The sequence below is a fragment of the Pseudacidovorax sp. NFM-22 genome, from assembly GCF_021401245.1.
GTDB lineage: Bacteria > Pseudomonadota > Gammaproteobacteria > Burkholderiales > Burkholderiaceae_C > Xenophilus.
Map to the genome: position 1 here is coordinate 87,709 of NZ_JACBFY010000002.1, position 24,882 is coordinate 112,590.

Below are 24,882 nucleotides of genomic sequence, written 5' to 3' on the forward strand. Positions count from 1 at the left end.
TGCCGTGATGGGACGGCCTGCCTACCCTTGAGTCCACAACCGAAACGGAGACAACATGAGCAAGAGCCGCATCCTTCGCACGGCGGGAATCGCCACGGCCCTGGCCCTGGCCACAACGCTGGCCGGTGCACAGAACTGGCCTTCACGGCCCATCAGCCTGATCGTGCCCTTCCCGCCCGGCGGCAGCTCGGACGTGCTGGCACGGTCGCTCACCGACAAGCTGTCGCAGACCCTGGGGCAGCCTGTGCTGGTCGAAAGCCGGCCCGGCGCGGGGGCCACGGTGGGCGCCGACTTCGTGGCCAAGGCCAAGCCCGACGGCTACACGCTGCTGATGGGGGCCGTCCACCACACCATCGCGACGAGCGTCTACCGCAAGCTGCCCTACGACTTCGAGAAAAGCTTCGAGCCCGTGACCACCATCGCGCTGGTGCCCAACGTGCTGGTCGTCAACGCCAAGAGCAGCGCCACCGATGTGAAGGCCCTGGTCGCCCAGGCCAAGGCCGCACCGGGCCGCCTGTCCTATGGCTCCAACGGCAACGGCACCGTGCAGCATCTGATCGGCACGCAGTTCGCGAGCCAGACCGGCGTCGAGCTGCTGCATGTGCCGTACAAGGGCAGCGCGCCGCTGACCACCGACCTGCTGGGCGGCCAGGTCGACATGTCCTTCGACACCATCACCCCGGTCATCCAGCACATCCGTGCCGGCAAGCTGCGGCCCCTGGCCGTGACCACCGCGAAGCGCTCCAGCGCGCTGCCCGACGTGCCCACGCTGGCGGAGTCCGGCCTGAAGGACTTCGACCAGGGCACCTGGTTCGGCGTGCTGGCACCCAAGGGCACGCCGCGCGACATCGTGGTCAGGCTCAATGCCGAGATGGTGAAGATCATCCAGTCGCCCGACTTCCGCAAGCGCATGGAAGAGATCGGCGCCGAGCCCGTGGGCAACACGCCCGAGCAGATGGCCGCGCAGATCCGCGGCGACACCGCCAAGTACGCCCAGCTCGTCAAGGACGCCAAGGTGTCCGTCGACTGATTGCCTAAGGCCGGCAGCGCCGGCCGCCCGCGGCACCTGCAGCACCTGCAGCACCTGCGTGCTGCCCTTCACCTTGCACCCGCCGTTCGCCGCCCCACGCGGCGAGGACGGCCTGCGTGCGCCCCCCAGCACCAAGAGGAGACATCATGGACAAGAACAGCAAGAAGAGAACCGTGCGCGGCGCGGCCGTCGCCGCACTCGTCGGCGGACTGGCCATCGCGGCCTGCGGCGGCGGTGGCGGCAGCGGCGCCAACCCCGCACTGCTGGCACTGGGCGCCGCACCGGCCCCGGCGCCCGCCCCCGCGCCCACACCGGCGCCCCCCGCCGAACCTGGCCTGCCCGCCGTGCAGCAGACCGAGTTCGAACGACACATGGAGGCCTCGCGCCTGAACACCGGGGGCGATCCGCAGATGGCCTATCCCTGGCGCGCCTTCTACTGCAACCTGTCCGACGACAACAACGCCATCGTGCTCGCCGAACGCGCCAAGAACAGCATCCGGGTGCCGCTGACGCAGCTGTTCGACGACGTCTGGTACATCGGCACCGAGTACGTCGGCCAGTACATCCTGCGCGATGCCAACGGCATCGTCATGATCGACGCGGGCAACAACGCCCAGGAGATGCGCGACTACGACCTGCCCGCCCTGGCCCAGCTCGGCCTGTCGCCCACCCTGCCGCTGAATGGGGTGCTGGTGACTCACGGGCATTCCGACCACGATGGCGGCGCACTGGCGCTGAAGACCGCTACCGGCGCGCCGATCTACCTGGGCTCGGCCGACGCGATCAACAAGGCCTACGACCCCGTCAAGCTGGATTCGATGGTGCAGGATCCCTACGACATCGTGGTGGGCGGCCGCACGATCACGGTGCTGTCGACCCCAGGCCACACCGCGGGCACCACCGGCTACGTGGTGCGCGCCAAGGACGGCGGCAAGGATGTGAAGCTGTTCGTCTCGGGCGGCTCGTCGCTGGTGACCGACAACGTGGCCCTGATCCAGGCCTATCTGCACTCGATGGAACGCACCTATGCACTCATCAAGACGCTGAAGGTCGACACGGCCTCCAACCCCCACATCTACTGGGACGGCTCCCGCTCGCTGATCTACAAGATCCGCGAGCAGGGCCTGAAGTCCCCCAGCCAGTTTGTGATCGGTAACGAGAAGCTGTTGCGGGCCATGGCCATCGGCTATTCATGCACCGCCGCCTGGCTCGCCAAGAAGGCTCCGGACACGGCCGTGCCGGTGTGGCGCGTGAGCGCGATCGACTTCATCGCCGGCAGCCCGAGTCCCAACCGCATCGCGGCCCGCCTCGTCAACGGCTGGGGCCCGGTGGCTGGCAAGACGGTGAGCTTCGCCACCGCCCAGGGCGAGACCGTGTGCCAGGCCACCACCGACGCGCACGGCATCGCGCGATGCGCAGTGCCCACGCCCGCCTTGTCCACCGGCGCCGAGCAACTGGTCGCTCGCTTCGAAGGCACGAGCACGGAGCAGACGGTCGACCTGGGCAGCGAGGCGCAGGCGCCGTTCGAGGACCTGCAGACCTCCCTGTGCCGCGACCTGGCCCAGGCCAGGCAGGCCAGCGGATCGCGGACGGGCGACAGCACCTACAAGGCCCGACTGGACGCCGATGGCGACGGCGTGATCGGCCTGGTCGACGTGCAGCAGATCACGGCACTGCTGCCGCAAGGCAGCACCTGCCCGTGAGTCGGAAAGGCACCCGATCCTGCAGAAACGGCACTCCCACAAGGGTTTCCACGCGATTCATCGTCTCCACTCCGACTCTATATTGATTATTCAAATGAACTATTTCGAGGAGAAAGAGACATGTCCTTCGCGACCCTTGGCCGGCTGAGCCTGCCGCTTGCCGCCGCGGCCCTGGCGGCGGCCTGCGGCGGTGGTGGTTCGTCTTCGCTGGCCTTCGTGCCCAGCACCGCGGCACCCGCCCCCGCACCCGCCGCGCCCCCCGCGGCGGGGCCGGCCACGCCGACCGACCCTGCCCTGCCGCAACTGACTGCTGCCGTGGGCGCTGCGCTGCAGGGCGACTGCACGTCGCTGTCCGGCTTCAGCTTTGCCAACACCACCATCACCAGCGTGACCACAGCCGCGGCCGGGAGCCTGACGGTGGCGGGCAAGAACATCGGCGCGCACTGCGTCGTCACCGGCAAGATGTTCGAACGCGTCAGCCCCGTGGACGGCCAGACCTATGCGGTCGGCTTCCAGATGCGCCTGCCCCTGGCCTGGAACGGCCGCTACCTGTACCAGGGCAACGGCGGCACCGACGGTTCGGTCGCCAATGCCACGGGTGCGGTGGGCAGCGGCGGGCCGCTGACCAATGCGCTCTACAACGGCTTTGCCGTGATCTCCTCCGACGCCGGGCACGGCAGCGCGCAGAACCCGCTGTTCGGCCTCGACCCGGAGGCCCGCATCGACTACGGCTACGGCGCGGTGCGCAAGCTCACGCCCATGGCCAAGGCCCTCATCAAGGCGGCCTACGGCAAGGGCCCCGACCGCTCGTATGTGGGCGGCACGTCCAACGGCGGCCGCCATGCCATGGTCACGGCCGCGCGCCTGCCGGCCGAGTACGACGGCGTGCTGGCCAACTCGCCCGGATTCGACCTTCCGAAGGCGGCCGCGGCCCAGCTCTACAGCGCGCAGCAGTTCCGCAAGGTGGCCACCGACGAGAACGACCTGTCCACGGCCTTCACCGTGGCCGAACGCAAGCTGGTGGCGCAGAAGATCAACGACCGCTGCGACGCGCTGGATGGCGTGAAGGATGGCCTGGTGCAGGACGTGGAGGCCTGCCGCACTGCCTTCAATCTCTTCCGCGACGTGCCCACCTGCGTGGGCGCACGCGACGGCACCTGCCTGACCGGCGCGCAGAAGAGCGCCATCGACGCGATGTACTACGGCCCGGTCAACAGCCGGGGCGAGCAGCTCTATGCCACGCAGCCCTACGACCCGGGCCTGGCCGGCAGCAGTTGGGCCAGCTGGAAGTTCAACAACTCCGTGGGCGGTGGGCGCGATCCGGTGGCCGTGGGCATCATCTTCCAGGTACCTCCGGATGCGAGCGTCGTGAACAACACGCGGGCCTTCGCCTTCAACTACAACTTCGACCTGGACTATCCAAAGCTCTTCGCCACCAATTCGCTCTACACCGAAAGCGCCTGGTCCTTCATGACGCCACCCAACCCCACGAAGCTCGACACGCTGCGTGACCGCGGGGCCAAGATGATCGTGGTGCAGGGCATGTCGGACGGGCCGTTCTCGATCGACGACACCAAGCGCTGGTACGAAGAACTCGATGCCGAGAACAAGGGCAAGGCCGCGCGCTTCGTCCGATTCTTCCGCGTGCCGGGCATGAACCACAGCAGCGGCGGCATCTCGACCGACCAATACGACGCGCTGGACGCCCTGGTCAAGTGGGTCGAGCAGGGCGTGGCGCCAGACCGCATCGTGGCCAGCGCGCGCGGCGCCGGCAACGCCGGCGGCGTGAACAGCGAACTGCCCACCGACTGGGCGGCCGACCGCACGCGCCCCCTGTGCCCCTATCCGCTGGTGGCCCGCTACAACGGTTCCGGCGACAGCGAGAAGGCCGAGAACTTCAGCTGCAAGTAGGCGGGCTGGCCCGGGCCCGACCGCGCGGGGGCCGGAGCAGCCCCCGCAGGCTCGTCACTGGCAGCTGAAGCTGCTGGCCGACTCGATGCTGCCCGAGCCGTTGTAGACCGCCTCCTTGGGATACGGGCACAGCGGCCGGGTGCGGCCCGGCCAGGCCACGCCGGCGGCGGCACGTGCCGTGGAGACCATCGCATCGGGTGCCTGGCCCTGCTCGACCCACTTGACCACCGCGCCGAAGGCATCGAACTGGTCGGTGCCGTATGCGCCTCCGCTGCAGTGACTCATGCCGGGCACGGCGAAGGCACGGGCGAACTTGTCGGCCTCGGTGCGGCCGTAGCGGGCGATCACGCGGTCCTGGTATTTGGCCAGGTCGGTGAAAGAGAAGGCCCAGTCGGCCGTGCCGTTGAAGGAGAGGATCTTCCCGCCCCGCGCGCGGAAGGCGTCCATGTCGGCCGAATCCGCATCCGTGAACTCGTGGCCGGAGCGCGTGTAGATGCCGGACACATCGAAGATCTTGGCGTACTCGGCATCCAGGTCGGCCGTGCGGGCGTAGCCGAGCAGGTCGGGCGTGACCGTCGGCGGCGTGGTGTACACGTGCGAGGCCTCACCCGCAAAGATGGCGTAGTACAGCTGGGCGGGCGTGCCGGCGGTGTCGATCATGCCGGGGTCATAGGGCCAGGGTCCGTAGATCTGGCGACCCGTCGACGTCTTCGCGCCTTCGAAGAACTTCTTCACATAGGCGGCCTTGTCGGCGCTGAGGCAGTTGCTGGTGGCGCCGCCGGTGCACACCCACTGGGACGGATCGGGGTTGCAGGCGCTCGGCTTGCTGACCATGCCGTCGGTGACACCATCGGCCGCGTCGCAGCTGGCGAGGATGCGGTTGCGCACCGTCTCCTTCTCTGCACTCGTGAGTGCATTGAAGATGTCGGGCTTGCCATCGGTGCCCAGCGGCGCCACGGCCGCCGCAGCCTGGGCACGGAAGATCGAGCCCTCGAGCGCCGCCGCCGTCAGGCGAAAGCCCGGCGCGCCGGCCACGATGCCGTCGAACAGCTGCGGATAGCGCTGGGCCGCGACCATGGCCTGGCGCCCGCCGTTCGAACAGCCGACGAAGTAGGAGCGGCTGGGCTGCATGCCATACAGCTGCTTGATCACCACCTGGGACGACCCGGCCACCAGCGGCAGCTGCTTGTCGCCGTACTCGTCGCGCGCCTGCGGGTCGACGGCAAAGAGGAAGGTGACGTTCGAGCTCATGTCGAAAGGCGCCTCGTGGCCCGAGTCGGTGGTCACGACCGCATAGCCATCCAGCAGCGCGTTGCGCGTGGCCCCGCCACCGGGATAGGCGCCCAGTGCCGCCGGCACGCTGCCGTCCACGCCGCTGCCGCCCTGGTAGAAGAAGCGCTGGTTCCAGTCCTTGGGCAGGCGAAGTTCGAAGAGGATGGCGTAGGGCTTGCCATCGACGCCGGTGCGCGGGTTGAGCTCGCCGCGCACCAGGCAGTGGTCGGGCGTGGAGGATGCGGGGCTTGCCGTGTTGGTCACGCCCGCCGTGTAAACCGCGCTGACCAGCTTTCCGTTGGCCAGCGGCAGCCCGGCCAGTGCACTGCACTGGGCCTCGAAGCTCGCCACAGGGGCCGGCGCTGGCGCCGGCGCGGTCGATGAAGAGCCGCCCGGCGCGGGCGCAGGCGCCGAGGCGGTGGGCACAAAGCTCACGCCGCCACCGCCACTCCCTCCGCAGGCGGCCAGCAGTGCCGTGATGGCCGACGCCAGGCCGGTCACGCACCATCCTTGTATCTTCGTCATGGAACCCTCGCGATGATTGAGTTGGAATCAGATTGCACAGGAGCGAGCACCGTCCGCAGCCTCGCCATGCCGCTTTCATTGTTTGCATGCAAACAATGGGACGCTGCGACTTAGCAGATTCCGAGCCAGGGCCGACGCACCGGCATGGCACGGAAAAGCACAATGCCTTTCATGAGCTATCGACTCGAAGAACAGGTCGGCTTTCTGTTGCGCGTGCTCTATCAGCGCAATGCAGAACTGCTGACCCAGGCCCTGGATGGGCTGACGCCCACGCAATGGGCAGTGATCTCCATGCTGGCCCAGGTGCAGGAGTGCTCGCAGAACCGGCTGGGGCGCATGACGGCGATGGACGCCGCCACGATCAAGGGCGTGGCCGACCGCCTGGCGGCGCGCGGCCTGGTGCAGTTCCGCGACGATCCCACGCACCGCCGCCGCGTGCTGGTCTCGCTGAGCCCCGAGGGCCTCGCGCTTTACGAGCGGCTGGCGGATGCCGCCGCCGGCGTGAGCGACGCCACGCTGTCACGCCTGAGCCCGCCGCAGGCCGCCAAGCTGGTGCAGTTGCTGAAGATCGCGGCCGGCTGAGCGGCCGGTGATGAAGACGACGTCGGCGGCTCAGCCACCGAAGCGCCGCGTCGGCAGCCCGACCGCGGGCAGCCCCTCGACGACGAACAGCCCGCCGTCCTGCGGCAGTCGGCCTTCCAGCCGGGCGCTGCGCGAGATGCTGGTCACGTAGAGCTGTGCATACCCCGGCCCGCCGAAGCACAGGCTGGTCGGGTACGTGAGCGGCAACGGCACGCACCGCTCCAACATGCCATCGGGCGAGAAGCGCGCCAGTTGCGCCGCGCGCACCAGCACGCTCCAGACGAAGCCCTCGGCATCGACCGTGGCGCCGTCGGGGCCGGAGTCGAAGCCGTGGGTCTCGACGAAGCAGCGCTTGTTGGCCAGCGGGCCCTGCGGGTCGTAGTCGTAGGCCCAGATCACGCGGGCCAGGCTGTCGGCCACGTAGAGCGTGCGGCCGTCGGGGCTGAAGCAGGGGCCATTGGCAAAACCGATGTCGTCGGCCAGCTGCTCCACGCGGCCCTCGGGCCGCAGGCGGTAGAGGCCTCCGCGCACCGACGCGCCTTCGGGCCGGTTCATGTGCATGGTGCCGGCGACGAAGTTGCCGGCCGCGTCGCACTTGCCGTCGTTCAGCCGCACGTCGACATCCGAGAGACCGATGTCGCCGAGCATCGTCAGCTGGCGCGTGCCGAAGTCGTAGCGGCCGAAGCCATGGCGCAGCGCCACCACCACCGCATCGCCCTGTGCGGGCGCGATGGCGCCCAGCGGCGCGGGCAGCGCGTGCGATGCCAGCATGCCGGTGGCCGGCACCAGGCGGTGCACCGTGCCGACCAATGCATCGATCCAGCACAGGGCCTGCGCCTCGGCGTCCCAGCAGGGGCTTTCGCCCAGCTGGTCGCGCGTGGTGCCCAGGCGGCGGATGTCGGGGTGCGGCGGCTGCATCCGAGCAGTGTCGGCAGCACCGCCGCCGGCCAATGTGCAGGAGTCGGAAAGCATCTTTTCATTGATCGAGATCAAGGTCCGTGGACGTCCCCCTAGACTGGCCGCCACGCCCGAGACAGGGCCAAGGACACGGAGACAAGCCATGACCCACCGCCGCCACTTCCTGGCCGGCCTGCTGCTCGGCGCCTGCGCGCTGAGCCCAGCCCTCGCCCAGCAGAACGTCACCCGCATCGTGGTGCCCTTCGCCGCCGGAGGCGGCACCGACCAGTACTGCCGCATCCTGGCCCAGGAGCTGAACAAGCACGGCATGAACGTCATCATCGAGAACAAGCCGGGCGCCAGCGGCATCCTGGCGGCCGACTACGTGGCCCGCTCCAAGCCGGACGGCCAGACGGTGCTGGTCTCGTCGCTGGGCACGCTGGCCAACAACATCGCGCTGTACGACAAGCTGCCCTACGACCCGGCCAAGGACTTCGCCTCGGTCACGCAGATCGCCTACCAGCCCTCGGTGATCGTGGGCCGCACCGACCTTCCCTACAAGAACATCAAGGAGATGGTGGCCTATGCCAAGGCCAACCCCGGCAAGATCAACCGCGGCTCGCCGGGCGCCTCCATCCTGACCAACCTGGCGCCCATCGCCTTCGAGCGGGCGCAGGGCTTCAGCACCACGCACATCCCCTTCAACGGCGATGCGCCGGCGCTGCAGGCACTGCTGGGTGGGCAGATCGACATCCATGGCACGTCCATCACCGGCTCGCTGCCCTACATCAAGGCCGGCAAGCTGCGCGTGCTGGGCGTGATGGACGACCAGCGCCTGCCGCAGGTGCCCGATGCGCCCACCTTCAAGGAGATGGGCTACGACATGGTGGCCACGCTCTGGTACTCGTTCTCGGTGCCGTCGGGCACGCCGCGCGCGGCCATCGACAAGCTGAACAAGGCCGTCAACCAGGTCATCGCCGACCCCGAGTTCGTGACCCGCGCGCGCGCCATCGGCATGGAGCCGCGCGGCAGCACGCCGGAAGAGCTGGACCGTTTCGTCAAGACCGAATCGGACCGCTGGCTGCCCTTGCTGCAGAGCCTGAACATCCCGAAGCAAGGCACTTGAAGCCCCGCCCGCCATGACGTCCTTCTCTCCCGCCCCGCTCGCCGGCCTGCGTGTGCTGGACCTGTCCCGCGTGATGGCGGGCCCGCTGTGCGCGCAGGCGCTGGCGGACCTGGGCGCGGAGGTGATCAAGGTCGAGCATCCGGACCGCGGCGACGACACGCGCGACTGGGGCCTGCGCATCGGCCAGCACAACACCACCTACTTCAACAGCTGCAATCGCAACAAGCGCTCGGTGGCCATCGATCTGCAGACGCCCGAGGGCCGCGACATGGCGCGGCAGCTGGCGGCGAAGAGCGATGTGCTGATCCAGAATTTCAAGCACGGCGGTGCCGAGAAGATGGGGCTGGGCTACGAGGACCTGAAGGCGCTCAACCCCGGCCTCATCTACTGCTCGATCGCCGGCTATTCGGCCTTGGGGCCGGAACGCGCGCGACCGGGCTACGACCTGGTGATCCAGGGCGAGACCGGCCTGATGGCGATGAACGGCGAGGAGGGCCAGGGCCCGCTCAAGTTCGGCATCGCGGCGGTGGACATGTTCACCGGCATGTACGCGGGGCAGGCCATCCTGGCCGTGCTGCACGAGCGCCACCGCACGGGGCGCGGCCGGCACATCCAGATGTCGCTGTACGACGGCGGGATGATGATCACGTCCTACTACGGCCTCACGGCCTGGATGCAACAGGCCGACCCGCCCAAGTTCGGCAACTCGCATCCGTCGATCGTGCCGTACGGTGTGTTCGACGCGGCGGATGGGCCGGTGGTGATCGCGGTGGGCAACAACGGCCAGTTCCGCAAGTTCTGCGAGGCCGTGATCGAACGTCCCGACCTGCCGCAGGACCCGCGCTTCGCGCAGAACACCGAGCGCTCGAAGCACCGCGCCGTGCTGCTGCCGATCCTGCTGGCCGAGATCGCCAAGCATCCGCGGGCGCAGCTGATCGAACGCATGAACGCGGCCGGCATTCCATGCGGCGAGGTGCTGGGGCTGTACGAAGCGCTCGGCTCGGCCCGCACCCGCGAGGTGGGGCTGTGGCACAGCTTCGAGGACAGCGAAGCCGGCACGCAGGGCGTGCATGCGCCGCCCTACGTCTTCGACGGCCAGCGCGCGCCCGTCCACCAGCCGCCGCCGCATCTGGGCGAGCACACGGCCGAGGTGCTGGGCGAGTTGCTGGGGTTGCAGGGCAGCGACCTGGAAGGTCTGCGGGCGCGGCAGGTGATCCGGTAGCGCTGGTTCCTCCCGGGATGCACTCACGCCCGGGATGCACTCACGCCCGGGGTTCTAACCGGCAGAGGACGCCGGCATGCGCGCTCCCGGTGCACGCTCGCGCTGACCGGCTTGCCTCACCACACGGGTGCTCGCTTTCCACCGACGCGCCTTGGGCACTGCACGGCGCCGCGAATGGCACCTCCGCACGCATACCGGCATCCTCCGCCTCGACGCTGCGCGCGAGCCCTCCCCCGTTCAGGTCGTGGGGACTTAAGGCCATCAGGGCCGTGGAATCCTTGAGTCCTTGAGTCCTTGAGTCCTTGAGTCCTTGAATCCTTGAGTCCTTGAGTCCTTGAGTCCTGGGGTCCTGGGGTCCTGGGGTACTGGGGTCCCCGGGCCCTGGTCCTGGTCCTGGTTCATAAGGTCCTGGCGTTTCGAGATAAGGCAGACCAGTCAACCCCAGACCGTTCGGGCTGAGCCTGTCGAAGCCCCGTCCCTATGGGCAGCAAGCAGGCGACTCAAGCACCGCCGGGCATATGCGCCGCGCGCCGCTCTGCCCTTCGACAAGCTCAGGGCGAACGGAGTGAGGACCCGGGCGGCCGAACCCGGCCGTTCAGGCGCAGCGTCGAGGCGGAGGGTGCCGGTGTGCGTGCGGAGGTGCCATTCGCGGCGCCGTGCAGTGCGGCAAGCACGTCGGTGGAGAGCGGGCACCCGTGTGGTGAGGCCAGCCGGTCAGCGCGAGCGTGCACCGGGAGCGCGCATGCCGGCGCCCTCTGCCGGCTTAGCCTCGCGGCACTCGCACCTCGACTCTCCGTGCGCCCCCATAAACCGCCGAGCAACGAACAGCGAGCGCCAAGCACCGAACACCCACAGCCCGAAAGCCCGAAGCCCAGCAATCACGACCGGTCGACGCGGACCACCGCCCCCTCAATCCCCCAGTCGATACCCCGCCGCCGCAATCGTCCGCTTGGCGATGTTCAGCTGGTGGATCTGGCTCGTGCCCTCGTACAGGCGGAACAGCCGCACATCGCGGTAGAAGCGCTCGATGGGGTGACCCTGGATGAAGCCCGTGCCGCCCAGCATCTGCACGCATCGGTCGGCCACGCGGCCGCACATCTCGGAGGCGAAGTACTTGCAGATCGACGCCTGCAGCGTCACGTCCCGCCCCGCATCGCGCTCGCGCGCCGTCTGCAGGATCAGCGCCCGCGCCGCCTGGATCTCGGTCTGGCAGTCGGCGATCAACGCCTGCACCAGCTGGAAGGCCGCCACCGGCTGCCCAAACTGCCGGCGCTGCGCCGTCCAGGCGATGGCCTCGTCCAGCATGCGGATCGCCGGGCCCGTGCACAACGCCGCCAGATGGATGCGCTGCTTGTTCAGCACCTTCATCGCCGTCTTGAAGCCCGTTCCCTCCGTCCCGCCGATGAGATGGCTGGCCGGCACGCGGCAATCCTGCAGATGCACCTCCGACACCGGCGAGCCGGCCTGGCCCATCTTGCGATACGGCGTGGCCGTGGACAGCCCCGGCATGTGCCGCTCCACCAGGAAGGCGCTGATGCCCCGCGCGCTCGCGTCCTGCGGATCGGTGCGCGCCATCACCGTGAAGAGGCCGGCGATGGGCGCGTTGGTGATGAAGCACTTGGTGCCGTTCAGCACATAGTGGTCGCCGTCGCGCACGGCCGTGGTCTTGAGCGCCGTGGCGTCGGAGCCGGCTTCGGGCTCGGTCAGCGCGAAGGCGCCCGTCAACTGGCCGCTGGCAAGCAGCGGCAGATAGCGCTCCTTCTGCGCCGGCGTGCCGTCCGCCACCAGCGCCTCGGAGCCGATGCCGGTGTTGGTGCCCACGCGCGCGCGGAAGGCCACCGAGGCCTGCGACAGTTCCATCGCCGCCAGCACCAGCTCTTCGGTCGTCATGCCCATACCGCCCCAGGCCTCGGGGATGGACCAGCCGAAGAAGCCCAAGCGCGCCATGTCCTCCACCAGGTCGGCCGGCACCTCGTCGCGGGCCTCGACCTCGGCCTCGCGAGGGATCAGGCGCTCGCGCACATAGCGGCGCAGGGATTGCAGGGTTTCGTCGAAGGCGGCGGTGTCGCGGATCATGGTCGTGTCGGCGGCAGGAAGAAGTAGGGAAAGAAGAAAGGGCGCCAGCGCCTCACAGCGCACCGGCCGCGCGCAGCCCGCGCAGGTCCTCGGCCGTGAGGCCCAGCGCGCCGAAGACCTCGGCGTTGTGCTCGCCCACGGCCGGGCCGGTGCGCGGGGGCTGCGGCGCATGGCCGCCGAAGCGCGGCACCACGGCCGGTGCGGGCACCGAGCCCAGGTCGGCATCGGGCAGCCGCACGATGGCGCCGCGCGCGGCGAAGTGCGGGTCGGCCAGCACGTCGTCGATGTCGTAGACCTTGCAGAAGGGCACCGAGTGCGCGTCGAGTGCAGCCCGCAGCTCGTCATGGCTGTGCGCGGCGCACCAGGCGGCCACGCGGCCGTCCAGCGCATCGAGGTGGCGCACCCGCAGCGGGTTGGTGGCGAAGCGCGGATCGGCCGCCATGTCGGGCGCCTGCATGGCCGCGCAGAGCCGGCGAAAGATGGCGTCGGACGAGCCCACCAGCGTGATCCAGTCCCCGTCCTTCGTGCGGTAGATGTTGGAAGGCGCGGTGTAGGTGGCGCGGGCGCCGCTGCGCTGGCGCGCTTGGCCGCTGCGCTCGCGCTCCACGGCCAGCGGCTCCAGCACCCGCAGCAGCGCCTCGGTGGCCGACAGGTCGATCTCGCGGCCGGGCGCATCGGGGCAACGCGCCCGCTCGGCGGCCGCGGCGGCGATGGCGAAGGCGCCGAACAGGCCCGCCATCGAATCACCCAGCGGAAAGTTGACATGCTGCGGCGGGCCGTCCGCCTCGCCGGTCAGGTGGGCCAGCCCGCCCATGGCCTCGAAGATGCGCGCGAAGCCGGGCCGGCCGGCATAGGGCCCCGTCTGGCCGAAGCCGGTGAGCCGCAGCACGATGAGCCGCGGGTTGGCCCGGTGCAGCGTCGCCAGGTCCAGGCCCCAGCGGTCCAGCGTGCCGGGGCGGAAGTTCTCGACCAGCACGTCCATGCCGGCCACCAGGCGCAGGAACAGCGCGCGGCCGGCGTCGGTGCGCACGTCCAGCGTGATGCCGCGCTTGCCGCGGTTGAGCACCTTCCAGTACAGCGCATGGCCAGGCTCGACCGGCGCGAGCGAGCGCAGGGCATCGCTGCCGTCGGGCAGCTCCAGCTTGGTCACCTCGGCGCCCAGGTCGGCGCAGAGCGTGGCGGCGAAGGGGGCAGCCACCACCGTGGCCATGTCCAGGATGCGCAGGCCGTGCAGCGGCCCCTGCTGGGGATCGAAGGTGTCGGCCATCCCTCAGTCCACCCGCGCGCCGGTCGACTTGACCAGCGCCGCCCAGCTGCGGCTGTCCCTGGCGATGAGCGCGCCGAAGTCCTCGGGGCTGCCGCCGCCGGGCTCGGCGCCCAGGTCCACCAGGCGCTTGCGGATCTCGGGCTTGGCCACGGCCGCGACGGCCACCTCGTTGAGCTTCGCCACGATGGGCTTGGGCGTGCCGGCCGGCGCCATCAGCCCCTTCCACGCCGTGACGTTGAAGCCCGGGAGGCCGGATTCGGCCACGGTGGGAATGTCCGGCGCGCCGCTCGCGCGTGCAGGGCTGGCCACGCCCAGGGCCCGCAGCCGCCCGGACTGCACCTGCGGCAGCAGCGCGGGCATGTTGTCGATCATCACGGTGATCTGGCCCGAGATGAGGTCGTTCATGGCCGGGGCGCTGCCCTTGTAGGGCACATGGACCATCTGCGTGCCCGCCATCTGGTTGAACAGCTCGCCCCCCAGGTGCGCCGGCGTGCCGTTGCCCGGCGAGCCGAAGGACACCTTGCCCGGGTTGGCCTTGGCATAGGCGATGAACTCACGCACATCGCGCGCCGGCACCGAGGGCGTGACGGCCATCAGCTGGTGGTCGCGCGCCAGCAGGGCCACGGGCGCCAGGTCGGTCGCCGGGTTGTAGGGCATGCGGCCATACAGGCTGGGGTTGATGGCGATGGGGCCGGCCGCCGCCAGCAGCAGCGTGTAGCCGTCGGCGGGCGACTTGGCCACCATGTCGCCCGCGATGTTGCCGCCGGCACCGGGGCGGTTGTCCACCACCACGGGCTGGCCGAGGCCGGCGCGCAGTTCCTCCGCGATGAGGCGGCCCACCACGTCGGCCGAGCCGCCGGGCGCGAAGGGCACGACCAGCCGGATCGGCTTGGTGGGATAGGCGGCCTGCGCCGCGGCGAGGGGGGCGGCCAGCGCCAGGCCGGCCGCCAGCGTGGCGGCCATCAGTTGCTTGAGCATGTCGTTGTCTCCGGTGGTGGCCGGCACCTCGGGGTGCGGCAGGGCCCGAAGACTAGGGAGGCGCCAGTCCGGCGCCAAACGCTGTTTCGCTATATTGGACAGACGCCATCCCGCATCCAGGCCGCTCTTGCCCCCATGCCGACCACCGACCCGCGCTTCGCCACCACGCTGGCAAACGGCCTGGACGTGCTGGAGGCCTTTGCCGACGCGCCCGCCGTGCTGGGCAATGCGGCCCTCGCGCAGCGCACCGGCCTCGCCCGCGCCACCATCACCCGGCTCACCACCACACTGGCCAGCCGCGGGCTCGTGGTGCCCGCTGGCGAAGGCCGCGGCCACCGGCTGGGCAGCGGCGCGCTGACGCTGGGCTATCCGCTGCTGGCGCAACTGGGCCTGCGGCGCATCGCCCGGCTGCCGATGAAGCAGCTGGCCGATGCGCTGGGCGCCTCGGTGTCGCTGGGCGTGCGCGACCGGCACCGCATGGTCTATGTGGAGACCTGGCGCAACAACGACCCCCTCACCTTCCAGCCCGACCTGGGCGCACCGCTGCCTCTGCTGGACACGGCCATCGGCCGCGCCTGGCTGGCCACGGCGACACCAGCGGAACGCGAAGCAGCCCGCGTGGCGCTCGCCGCCGTGGACGGCGCGCAAGCCAGCCGCTTCGACCACGTGCTGCGCGAAGCCCAGCGGCAGTGGGCCGCGCAAGGTTTCTGCCATTCCGAAGGCGACTGGCTGCCCGACGTGCACGCAGTGGCCGTGCCGCTGCGCATCACGCTGCAGGGCGAGCACCTGCTGCTCAACGCCGGCCTGCCCGCGCGCCGGCTGGCGCCGCGCGCGTTGCAGCGGGAGATCGGCCCGCGCCTCGTGCAGCTGGCACGCACCATCGAGGCCGACTGGCAGCGTGCCCTGCTGCGCGATGGCGCGGGCCAGCCACCAGCCATGCCGCCTGCGCCCGCCTGGCTGGTGGGCCACGGACCGGCGGCCGCGCAGGACGATCCGCGCGACGGCGGCTTCGCCCGCACGCTGGCCCATGGCATCGACCTGCTGCGCAGCTTTGCGCCCGGCGAGCCCGCGCTGGGCATCCGCGCGCTGGCGCGGCGACTGGGGCTCGCGCCCAACACCGTGCAGCGGCTGGTGCACACGCTGATGGAACGCGGCTATCTGCGGCGCGACGAGGCCACGGCCGGCTACCGCCTGGCGCCGGCCGTGCTGGCCGCCGCCTATCCCATGCTGTCGGGCCTGCCGCTGCGGCGCCGTGCCCGGCCGGCCATGCTGGCACTGGCCGCGCGCACCGGCGGCGCCGTGTCGCTGGGCCTGCCGCACGAGACCAGCATGGTCTATGTCGAGACCGCCTGGCAGACCGACGCACGCCTGCTGCCACCCGACACCGGCGCCCCCATGCCCATGCTGCACACGGCCATGGGCCGGGCCTGGCTGGCCAGCGTGGACCGCCCTGCGCGCGAAGCCCTGCTGCACCGCCTGCGCCTGGCCCAGCCCGAGGCCTTCGCGCAGCTGTGGCCGGCGGCCAGCGCGGCCATGGCCGACTGCCGGCGCCAGGGCTGGTGCAGCTCCGCCGACTTCCGGCCCGAGATCGTGGCGATGGCCGTGCCCTTCGGCCGCCCCATCGAGGGCCTGCACTATGTGATGAACTGCGGCGTGCTGCGCGCCCAGGCCGCCGACCCGAAGCGGCTGGCGCAGATCGGCGGCTGGCTGCGCGAGACGGTGGCCGCGCTGGAGTGCGCCGAAGCCACCGACTGAGGCAGGTTGCGGCGCGGATCTTCAGGCCGCCGCGCTCAGGCGCTCAGCCCCACTGCAGCCCGACGGCCTCCACGCCCGCGATGCAGATCAGCTCGTCTTCGTCGCCGGTGCCGCCGCTGGCGCCCACGGCACCGATCACCGTGCCGGACGCGTCCTTGATGACCACGGCGCCGGTCTGCGGCAGGAAGCGGCCCTGCGCCGTCGCCGACAGCGAGACGAAGAAGTTGGGGTTGTCGCGGGCCCGCTCGGCCAGTGCGCGGCTGGCCACGCCCATGCCCACGGCGCCCCAGGCCTTGGCCCGTGCGACATCGAAGCGGAACATGCTGGCGCCGTCCTCGCCGGCGAAGGCCTTGAGGTGGCCGGCGCCGTCGAGCACGGCCACGGCCATGGGCTTGAAGCCGCGTTCGCGCGAACGCGCAAGGGCAGCGGCCAGCAGGCGCTGGGCCTGGTCGAGGGTGAGGGAAGCGGTCATGGCGAAAGAGGTCTCCGTCTCGGCGCGGGCTGTCCGTGTGCGGCGCTCACTCGGGTTGCAGGCCGATGGCCTTCACGGCGACGGCCCAGCGCTCGCGCTCGGACTTCATGAAGCCCGCGAACTCGGCCGGGCTCATGGGCCCTTCGGCCATCGTGCCCAGGCTGGCCAGGCGCTGCGCCATCTCGGGCTGGGCCATGACCTTGTCCAGGTCGGCATTGATGCGGGTCACCACCGCAGCGGGCGTGCCGGCTGGCGCGAAGACGCCGTTCCAGCCGGTGAACTCGAAGCCCGGCAGCGTTTCGCCCATGGTGGCCACCTGCGGCCATTGCGGCAGCCGCTTGGCGGTGCTCACGGCCAGCGCACGCACCTGGCCGCCCTGCAGGTAGGCGGTGAGGGCCGCCTCGGGCAGGCACACCAGCTGCAGCCGGCCGCCCAGCAGGTCCTGCAGCGCCTCGGGCGCCTTGGTGTAGGGCACCTGGTTGAGCTTGATGCCGGCCGTGGCGGCCATGCTGTCGAGCACCATGCCCGAGAAGGTCTTGGGCCCTTCGGTGCCGGCGGCCAGCAGGCCGGGCTGGGCCTTGGCGCGGGCGATGAGGTCGGGCAGGTCCTTGGCCGGAAAGCTGGCCGCAGCGGCCAGCACGAAGGGGCTGCGGCCCACCAGCCGCACCGGCACGAAGTCGCGCGCCGGGTCGTAGGGCAGCGACTTGAAGGTGAACACGTTGGTCACCATGGCCGCGGTGGTGGCGTAGTAGAGCGTGTAGCCGTCGGGCGCGGCGCGGGCCGCCACCTGGGCCCCGATCACGTTCTGGCCGCCCGGGCGGTTGTCGATGATCACGGCCTGCTGCCACAGGCGCGAAAGCTGGTCGCCGATCTGGCGCGCCAGGATGTCGGGCCCCGAGCCCGCGGGCTGCGAGAGCACGAAGCGCACGGGCTTGTCGGGCCAGGACTGGGCCCGCACCGCGGGTGCGGCGAAAGGCAGGGCCAGGGCGGCCAGGGCCTGCTGGAATTGGCGTCGGTTCATGGTGCGTTGTCTCCGTCTGTGGTTCTTGTCGTCGTCGAATCGTCAGCCTGCCCGTGGCATTGCGGCAGGGCGCGCTCAGGCGGCGCAGGCCGTGGTCAGGCCGAGGCGCGTGGCGGCCTCGTCCAGCAGGGCGCCGATGTCCTCGGCCCGCGCGGCGGTGCCGAACACATAGTGGTCGGGCCGCACCAGCGCGGCCACCGTGCCATGGCGCGCGAACCAGTCGCGCACCACGCCTTCAGTCTCGGGCTGCTCGCCCAGGCTCAGGCAGCGCAGGCCGTCGAAGCCGCCCTCGGGCTGCGGCACGCCAGCCGCCAGCACCAGGCGCCAGCCGTGGCCCAGCAGCACGTCCATGCGCTGCGGGCCCTGCGCCGTGCGCAGCCAGGGTTGGGGAAACAGGCTGCCGCGGCCACTGGCGGACTGCTGCGCCAGCAGGCCCGTCTCCAGCCCGGGCAGGATGTCCTGCCGCGGCGTGTCGCGCACCTGCCCGCCGGCCTCGGCCAGCAAGCGGCGGTCGCGCTCGCGGGCCCGGTCGGTGTCGCGTTCGCAGATCACGGCGCCCACGTGCTTGATGCGGCTGGTGAGTTCGCGCACATGGGCGCGGCGCTCGTGGCCGTAGCTGTCCAGCAGCGCCTCGGCCGCCTGGCCCTGCACCTCGCCGGCCAGCACCGCGCCCAGCTTCCAGGCCAGGTTGGCCGCATCGCGGATGCCCTGGCACATGCCCTGGCCCAGGAAGGGCGGCTGCATGTGAGCCGCATCACCGGCCAGGAAGACGCGGCCTCGGCGCCAGTCGGCCGCCACCAGCGCATGGAAGCGGTAGCTGGCCTGCCGCCACAGCTCGCCATGCTCGGGGCCGATCCAGCGCGACAGCAGCCGCCAGGTGGCCTCGGACGTGGCCATCTCGCGCGGGTCCTCGCCGGCCTTGAGCGAGATCTCCCATCGCCGGTGGTTGCCCGGGCCCAGCACCAGCGTGCAGGGCCGCTCGGGCTCGCAGTACTGCACGCTCACGGCGGGCAGGCGGGCCATGCCGGCCTCGTTGAGCAGCACGTCGACCACCAGCCAGGGCTCGTCGAAGTCCAGGTCTTCCAGCGGCAGGCCCAGCTGGGTGCGAACACCGCTGCTGCCGCCGTCGCAGGCGATGGCGTAGCGGGCCTGCACGGTGTGGCTGCGGCCCTCGCGCTGCAGCGTGAGCTGCACGCCCTGCCCGTCCTGCGCGATGCCGGTCATCTCCACGCCCAGTTCCACCGTCACGTTGGGCAGGCGGGCCACGCGCTCGCGCAGCGCCCGCTCCACCGGCGGCTGGGTGAAGACCAGCGAGGGCGTGTAGCCCTGCGGATAGGGCGGCGGCAGCATGGTCATGCGCCGGATGAGCTGCCCGTCCACGCCGAAGTACTCCGAGTTGGAGAAGGGCTCGGTGAAGGGCGCGATGGCCTCCACCACGCCCAGCTGCTGGAAGACCCGCATGATCTCGTGGTCCAGCGCGATGGCGCGGGGGATCTGGTAGACCTCCGTCAGCCGGTCGCACACATGGACCTTGAAGCCCCGCTGCCCCAGCAGCCCGGCCGCCACCTGCCCCACCGGGCCGTAGCCGACGATGGCGACGTCGTAGACGGGCGGGGTCGTCATGCCTGCGCTTCCGCGACGATGGGGTTGGCCAGCAGGCCCACGCGCTCGATCTCCACCTCGTAGGTGTCGCCGGGCTTCATCCACACCGGCGGCGTGCGCGCCTGGCCCACGCCGGCGGGTGTGCCCATCACGATCACGTCGCCCGGCTCCAGCGTGAGCACCTCGGCCAGCAGCGCGATGGTCTCGGCCACGCCGAAGATCATGTCGGTGGTGTTGGCGTCCTGCATGACCTCGCCATTGAGGCGGCCCTGGATGCGCAGGCCCACGGCGCCGGGCGGCAGTTCGTCGGCCGTGACCAGCACCGGGCCGAAGCCGCCGGTGGCGTCGAAGTTCTTGCCGATGGTCCACTGCGGCGTGCGCTTCTGGTAGTCGCGCACGCTCATGTCGTTGAAGCAGGCGTAGCCGAAGACGTACTGCAGCGCATCCGCCTCCTTTACATGCCGCGGCACGCGCTGGCCGATGACGACGGCCAGCTCGGCTTCATAGTCGAAGCGGGCCGACACGCGCGGCACCACGCCGGCATCGCCATGGGCGATCAGCGAGCTGGCGCCGCGGAAGAAGAACCAGGGGTAGTCCGGCTTCTCGCGCCCGCCTTCCTTGGCATGGTCGAAGTAGTTCAGGCCCAGGCAGACCGTCTTGCCCGGCTCGGGCACCAGCGGCGCCAGGCGCACGCCGGCCATCGGCACACGGGCGGCGCCGGCCTTGGCGCAGGCGGCGGCCAGGGCCGGCAGGTCGATGCCGGCGGCCAGGGCGGCGCGCAGATCGGACGGAATGCGGCCGTCGGCATCGTTCAGGTCGATGAGCATGTCGCCCTCGACGAGGGCCAGGCGGGGTGCGCCATCGCGCAGGTAGGTGGTGAACTTCATGGAACGCCGTGCAGGAGAAAGAGAGAAGGAAAAGAGAAAAGGCGCGGGTGCCGCTCAGGCCGGCGCGAACATCACCTGCCGCTGCGCCGCCTTGAGCTCGGGGCCGGGCATGGGCGCGATGCCCCACTGGTCGATGCGGCCGGGCGGCCACTTCCAGTGCTCGGGCCCGCGCGAGACGTAGCTGTCGTCCACCTGCTCCACCTCGGCCGTGTATTCGATGACCACGCCGAAGGGATCGATGAAGTAGTTGAAGAGGTTGTTGCCGGGGCCGTGGCGGCCGGGGCCCCACTGGATCGGGTGGCCCGCGTCCTTCATGCGGCCACCGCCGCGCATCACCGACTCGAAGTCCGGCATCAGGAAGGCGATGTGGTTGAGCGCGTCGTTGTCGGTGATGCCGATGGCCAGGGTGTGGTGGTCCCGGTTGCAGTTCATGAAGGCCATGATCCCGGTGCGGTCGGCCAGCCGGAAGCCCATCGCCTGCTCGAAGAAGGCCTTGGTGTCGTCCACCGCGTGGCTGTTGAGCACGGCGTGGGTGAGGCGGATGGGCATATCGGCCTGGGGCGGGTCGGCCTCGCGGCGCGCGTCGCCGTGCACCACCTGGAAGACGCGGCCATGCGGGTCCTTGAACTTCATGCCGATGCCGCCGGCCGGGTCCTTGGTCAGCGCATGCGGCTCAGCGAGCAACGTGCCGCCGGCCGCCACGGCCGTCTCGCACAAGGTGTCGAGCGCCTCGCGGTTGCGGGCGCGCAGCGTCACCTGCCGCACCTGCGGCGCATCGCCGCCCTGGTGCAGGGCGAGCAGGTAGGCGTCGTCGCCGGTGCCACGCAGGTAGAGCACACCCTCGCCGCGGTGGGCCACGGCCAGGTGCCAGGTCTGGGTGTAGAAGGCCTCGGCACGGGCGAGGTCGGGCACGAACAGGGCCACGCTGCGCAGGCCCTCGATCCAAGGGGAACTCATGGTCTTGTCTCCATCGCGCGGCCGCCGTTTGCGGAACGGGCAGCCAGCGTCGTTGCTGTTGCGGCGGATCGTAGGAAGCGGTCCCGATCCTGTACAGACGATCCGGCCGATTCCTAAAATCGGTTTCATGGATATCCGTTCGGTCGACCTCAACCTGCTCGTTCTGTTCGACACCCTGATGCAGACGCGCAGCGTCAACCGTGCGGCCGAAGCCATGGGCCTGAGCCAGTCGGCCACCAGCGGTGCGCTCGCCCGCCTGCGGGGCGTGTTCGACGACGCCCTGTTCGTGCGCACCGCCGCGCAGATGGAGCCCACCCCACGGGCGCAGCAGCTGGCGCCCGTGGTGCGGCGGGTGGTGCAGACCATCCAGCAGGAGATCCTGCAGTCGCCCCACTTCGAGCCCGCGCAGGCGCAGCGCAGCTTCACCGTGCTCACGCCCGACATCGGCGAGGTGGCCTTCCTGCCCGGCGTGCTGCGCCGGCTGCAGCACGAGGCGCCGGGGGTGCGGCTGCATGCGGTCTCGCGCGCGCGGGCCGCGGCGGCCGATGCGCTGGAGAAGGGCGAGGCCGACCTCGCCATCGGCTTCTTTCCGGACCTGCAGAAGGCGGGCTACTTCCAGCAGTCGCTGTTCACCACCACCTACGAATGCATCACCAGCGCCGCCAACACGGCGCTGGGCGAACGGCTCACGCTCAAGCAGTACCTGGCAGCCCGGCACGTGGTGGTGCGCCCCGACGGCCGCGAGCACCTGCTGGAGCGCTTCCTCGACGCCAAGGGCTGGCAGCGGCAGGTGACGCTGGAGCTGTCGCACTTCATGAGCCTGCTGGCCCTCCTGCCCGGCACCGAGCTGGTGGCCACGGTGCCGCAGGACATCGCCACTGCCGTGGGCCGGCACATCCCGCTGCGCACGCTGGCCCTGCCCTTCAAGCCGCCGCCGCTGCAGGTGCAGCAGTTCTGGCACCGGCGCATGCAGAACGACCCCGCCAACCGCTGGCTGCGCGGGCTGTTCCACGAGGTCAACCGGCGCGAGGCCGGGGCGCGACTGCCGGCCTGAGAAGGCTGGACGAATCCGTCAGGTCCGCGCGTCCTGCCGAAGCACGCGCACTCGGCGTTGACAGGCGCCGCGGGGCCATTCAGGTTGGGGCAGGGCCGGGCGCCTATGCTGGGCGGCCTTGCCTCTGCGGCCTGCCCGCACCCGCACCTCCCCTCTGTCCTTTCGCATGACCCAACGATCCACCCCCTCCTCCCTTCCGCTGGCCCTGGACGCAGCGGCCACCCGTCGCCACGCCCTGCGCGCGGGCGCTGCGCTGCTCGCGGTCGCGTTGCTGCCCGCGGCCAGCGCCGCGGAGGCCGAGCTGGCCGTGGGCAGCGCCCTGCCGCCCCTCTCGGTCAACGACCAGTTCGACCGCCCCGTGGTGGTGGACGCCAGCACCCGGCTGGTGCTCTTCGCGGCCGACAAGGCGGCGGGCGATGTCGCCACCGAGGCCCTGAAGGCGCATCCGGAGGTGCTGGCCCAGCAGCGCCTGGTGTACCTGGCCGACATCAGCGGCATGCCGGCGGTCATCACCCGCATGTTCGCGCTGCCCAAGATGCGCGACCTGCCCTTCCCGGTCGGCCTGGTGCGCGATGCCCAGATCACGGCCGCCCTGCCGCGCAAGGCGGGGACGCTGACCCTGCTCGTGCTCGACCAGGGCACGGTGCGCGGCATCGAGTTCCTGCCCGACGCCGCCGCGGTGCGCACGCGGCTGGGCATGCCCGGCTGAGGCCACCCCCGCGCACCCGCCAGCCCCGCGCAAGCGCGCGGGCGCCGACGTTTGGGTTCGGCCGCCACGCCGCGCGGCCGTAGGACCCGGTCGCCAGACGGCGGCTCTGACTGCCGTCCTACACGGATTGCGCCCTCGTCCGCCGGACGATCCCGCCGCAACGCAATCCGCGGAGGCCCCGCCCGTGACCCGTACCCCCGAAAAGCCCCCCTTCAACGATGACCGCAAGCCCGTGCGTGCCGAAGGCGGCCCACGCGAGGTGCAGGACCACAAGGACGACATCTTCTTCGCCGCCATCGAGATGACGCGCATGCCCATGCTGGTCACCGACCCGCGGCAGCCCGACAACCCCATCGTCTTCGCCAACCGCGCCTTCCTCTCGATGACCGGCTACACGCCGGAAGAGATCATGGGCACCAACTGCCGCTTCCTGCAGGGGCCGGGCACCGACCGCGCCTCGGTCGCCGTGATCCGCGAGGCGATCGAGAGCCGCACCGAGGTGCAGATCGAGCTGCTCAACTACCGCAAGGACGGCAGCACCTTCTGGAATGCGCTGTTCGTCTCGCCGGTCTTCAACCCGAACGGCGAACTGGTGTACTTCTTCGCCTCGCAGCTGGACGTGAGCCGGCGTCGCGATGCCGAGGACGGCCTGGCCCAGGCCCAGAAGATGGAGGCGCTGGGCCAGCTCACCGGTGGCATCTCGCACGACTTCAACAACCTGCTGCAGGTGATGTCGGGCCACCTCGACCTGCTGGAGTTGCGCGGGCGCATGAACAAGCTCGACCCCGAGCATGTGCGCCGCGGCGTGGAGAACATCCGCGAGGCGGTGAGCAAGGCCTCCAGGCTCACCAGCCAGCTGCTGGCCTTCTCGCGCAAGCAGAGCCTGCGCGGGCGCGTCATCAACCTCAATGCCGTGACCAAGGACATGACCGACCTGGCCGTGCGCACGCTGGGCGAGCAGATCCGCGTGGAGTTCAGACTGGAGGAGAACATCGGCAACTGCCAGCTCGACCCGACGCAGCTCGAGGTGGCGCTGCTCAACGTGCTGGTCAACGCGCGCGATGCCATGCCCGAGGGCGGCACGCTCACGCTTCAGACGGCCAGCGTGGAGGTGGGCGAGGACGACGCCACGGCCTTCGCCGGCCTGCCGCCGGGCCGCTATGCCACGCTGTCGGTCACCGACACCGGCCACGGCATCGACAAGGCGCTGCTCGGCCGCGTGATGGACCCCTTCTTCACCACCAAGGAGGAAGGCAAGGGCACCGGCCTGGGCCTGTCGATGGTGTACGGCTTCGTCAAGCAGTCGGGCGGCACGGTGACGCTCTATTCCGAGGTGGGCATGGGCACCACGGTGCGCATGTACTTCCCCACCGTCGAGGCGCGGCCCACCGCCGCGGTGCGCGGCGTGCAGGCCCACTACCGCGGCGGCGACGAGCGCATCCTGCTGGTGGAGGACCGCGAGGAGGTCGGCCTGCTCGCCCGCGAGATGCTGGAAGGCCTGGGCTACACCGTGCGCATGGCCACCTCGGCGCAGGAGGCGCTCACGCTGTTCCGCAGCCTCGCGCCCTTCGAGCAGCCGGACCTGCTCTTCTCGGACGTGGTGATGCCCGGCGGCATGAACGGCTACACCCTGGCGCGCGAGATCCAGAAGCTGCGGCCCTCGGCCCGCGTGCTGCTGACCACCGGCTTCGACCGCGACCTGGGCAGCCTGGACCCGGTGGCGCCCGCGGAGTTCGAGATCATCAAGAAGCCCTACCGGCTGGTGGACCTGGCGCGCAAGGTGCGCGACGTGCTGGACGGGCCGACGGGTTCGCACACGGTGGGCGGTTGAGCGCC

20 protein-coding genes are annotated in these 24,882 nt (G+C 70.7%); 10 read left to right on the top strand and 10 right to left on the bottom strand.

Annotation, left to right across the window (positions count from 1 at the left end; genetic code table 11):
* Positions 1 to 55 precede the first annotated feature (55 nt).
* The 3 genes from L0984_RS06095 (at position 56) to L0984_RS06105 (ending at position 4,644) form a co-directional block, all read left to right on the top strand.
* Entirely contained in the window at positions 56 to 1,030 is a 975-nt protein-coding gene (locus tag L0984_RS06095; protein ID WP_234192869.1) for a Bug family tripartite tricarboxylate transporter substrate binding protein, read from the top strand.
* 146 nt (positions 1,031 to 1,176) lie between these two features.
* Positions 1,177 to 2,733 (top strand): MBL fold metallo-hydrolase, encoded by a 1,557-nt coding sequence (locus L0984_RS06100; protein ID WP_234192870.1) that lies wholly within the window; start codon positions 1,177 to 1,179, stop codon positions 2,731 to 2,733.
* A gap of 120 nt (positions 2,734 to 2,853) precedes the next feature.
* A complete protein-coding gene (locus tag L0984_RS06105; RefSeq protein ID WP_234192871.1) occupies positions 2,854 to 4,644 on the top strand; it encodes a tannase/feruloyl esterase family alpha/beta hydrolase in 1,791 nt (596 codons plus the stop codon).
* A 54-nt stretch (positions 4,645 to 4,698) separates the two neighbouring features.
* Here the strand turns inward: L0984_RS06105 and L0984_RS06110 are convergent, their stop codons facing one another.
* Entirely contained in the window at positions 4,699 to 6,441 is a 1,743-nt protein-coding gene (locus L0984_RS06110; protein WP_234192872.1) for a tannase/feruloyl esterase family alpha/beta hydrolase, read from the bottom strand.
* A gap of 171 nt (positions 6,442 to 6,612) precedes the next feature.
* Here L0984_RS06110 and L0984_RS06115 point away from each other — a divergent pair, with 171 nt between their 5' ends.
* Positions 6,613 to 7,023 carry a MarR family winged helix-turn-helix transcriptional regulator gene (locus tag L0984_RS06115; RefSeq protein ID WP_234192873.1) on the top strand — a complete coding sequence of 137 codons (411 nt, stop codon included), beginning with the start codon at positions 6,613 to 6,615 and terminating at the stop codon, positions 7,021 to 7,023.
* Positions 7,024 to 7,053: 30 nt separating this feature from the next.
* Here L0984_RS06115 and L0984_RS06120 read toward each other — a convergent pair whose 3' ends face one another.
* The gene (locus L0984_RS06120) at positions 7,054 to 7,941 is read right to left on the bottom strand and encodes an SMP-30/gluconolactonase/LRE family protein (protein WP_234192874.1); all 888 of its coding nucleotides are present in this window, start codon (positions 7,939 to 7,941) and stop codon (positions 7,054 to 7,056) included.
* Between the two features lie 142 nt (positions 7,942 to 8,083).
* Here L0984_RS06120 and L0984_RS06125 point away from each other — a divergent pair, with 142 nt between their 5' ends.
* Positions 8,084 to 9,046 (top strand): Bug family tripartite tricarboxylate transporter substrate binding protein, encoded by a 963-nt coding sequence (locus L0984_RS06125; RefSeq protein WP_234192875.1) that lies wholly within the window; start codon positions 8,084 to 8,086, stop codon positions 9,044 to 9,046.
* 13 nt (positions 9,047 to 9,059) lie between these two features.
* Positions 9,060 to 10,268, top strand: a complete 1,209-nt coding sequence (locus tag L0984_RS06130; protein WP_234192876.1) for a CaiB/BaiF CoA transferase family protein — start codon at positions 9,060 to 9,062, stop codon at positions 10,266 to 10,268.
* Positions 10,269 to 11,177: 909 nt separating this feature from the next.
* Here the strand turns inward: L0984_RS06130 and L0984_RS06135 are convergent.
* The 3 genes from L0984_RS06135 to L0984_RS06145 are packed head-to-tail and all read right to left on the bottom strand — an operon-like array spanning position 11,178 to position 14,589.
* A complete protein-coding gene (locus tag L0984_RS06135; protein WP_234192877.1) occupies positions 11,178 to 12,344 on the bottom strand; it encodes an acyl-CoA dehydrogenase family protein in 1,167 nt (388 codons plus the stop codon).
* A 52-nt stretch (positions 12,345 to 12,396) separates the two neighbouring features.
* Entirely contained in the window at positions 12,397 to 13,611 is a 1,215-nt protein-coding gene (locus L0984_RS06140) for a CaiB/BaiF CoA transferase family protein (RefSeq protein WP_234192878.1), read from the bottom strand.
* A gap of 3 nt (positions 13,612 to 13,614) precedes the next feature.
* Positions 13,615 to 14,589: a Bug family tripartite tricarboxylate transporter substrate binding protein gene (locus tag L0984_RS06145; RefSeq protein ID WP_234192879.1), complete on the bottom strand. Its 975-nt coding sequence runs from the start codon at positions 14,587 to 14,589 to the stop codon at positions 13,615 to 13,617.
* A 135-nt stretch (positions 14,590 to 14,724) separates the two neighbouring features.
* Between L0984_RS06145 and L0984_RS29935 the strand changes: the two genes are divergently transcribed.
* Positions 14,725 to 16,344 (top strand): IclR family transcriptional regulator, encoded by a 1,620-nt coding sequence (locus L0984_RS29935; RefSeq protein WP_370645900.1) that lies wholly within the window; start codon positions 14,725 to 14,727, stop codon positions 16,342 to 16,344.
* Between the two features lie 43 nt (positions 16,345 to 16,387).
* Here the strand turns inward: L0984_RS29935 and L0984_RS06160 are convergent, their stop codons facing one another.
* The 5 genes from L0984_RS06160 to L0984_RS06180 all read right to left on the bottom strand — a co-directional run bounded on the left by L0984_RS06160 (position 16,388) and on the right by L0984_RS06180 (position 21,283).
* Entirely contained in the window at positions 16,388 to 16,816 is a 429-nt protein-coding gene (locus L0984_RS06160; protein WP_234192880.1) for a GlcG/HbpS family heme-binding protein, read from the bottom strand.
* 46 nt (positions 16,817 to 16,862) lie between these two features.
* Complete coding sequence (locus L0984_RS06165; RefSeq protein ID WP_234192881.1) at positions 16,863 to 17,837, bottom strand: Bug family tripartite tricarboxylate transporter substrate binding protein; 975 nt, start codon at positions 17,835 to 17,837, stop codon at positions 16,863 to 16,865.
* A gap of 75 nt (positions 17,838 to 17,912) precedes the next feature.
* Positions 17,913 to 19,460, bottom strand: a complete 1,548-nt coding sequence (locus L0984_RS06170) for a bifunctional 3-(3-hydroxy-phenyl)propionate/3-hydroxycinnamic acid hydroxylase (protein ID WP_234192882.1) — start codon at positions 19,458 to 19,460, stop codon at positions 17,913 to 17,915.
* Complete coding sequence (locus tag L0984_RS06175; protein ID WP_234192883.1) at positions 19,457 to 20,326, bottom strand: fumarylacetoacetate hydrolase family protein; 870 nt, start codon at positions 20,324 to 20,326, stop codon at positions 19,457 to 19,459. The genes L0984_RS06170 and L0984_RS06175 overlap by 4 nt, the downstream gene beginning before the upstream one ends.
* Before the next feature lie 54 nt (positions 20,327 to 20,380).
* Positions 20,381 to 21,283, bottom strand: a complete 903-nt coding sequence (locus tag L0984_RS06180) for a VOC family protein (RefSeq protein WP_234192884.1) — start codon at positions 21,281 to 21,283, stop codon at positions 20,381 to 20,383.
* A gap of 127 nt (positions 21,284 to 21,410) precedes the next feature.
* Here L0984_RS06180 and L0984_RS06185 point away from each other — a divergent pair, with 127 nt between their 5' ends.
* From L0984_RS06185 to L0984_RS06195, 3 genes are all read left to right on the top strand, one after another.
* Positions 21,411 to 22,337 (top strand): LysR family transcriptional regulator, encoded by a 927-nt coding sequence (locus L0984_RS06185; RefSeq protein ID WP_234192885.1) that lies wholly within the window; start codon positions 21,411 to 21,413, stop codon positions 22,335 to 22,337.
* A 166-nt stretch (positions 22,338 to 22,503) separates the two neighbouring features.
* Positions 22,504 to 23,046, top strand: coding sequence for a hypothetical protein (locus L0984_RS06190; protein WP_234192886.1), 543 nt, complete (start codon positions 22,504 to 22,506; stop codon positions 23,044 to 23,046).
* A 184-nt stretch (positions 23,047 to 23,230) separates the two neighbouring features.
* On the top strand, positions 23,231 to 24,877 hold the full coding sequence (locus tag L0984_RS06195) for a histidine kinase famiy protein (RefSeq protein ID WP_234192887.1): 1,647 nt from the start codon (positions 23,231 to 23,233) through the stop codon (positions 24,875 to 24,877).
* Positions 24,878 to 24,882 lie beyond the last annotated feature (5 nt).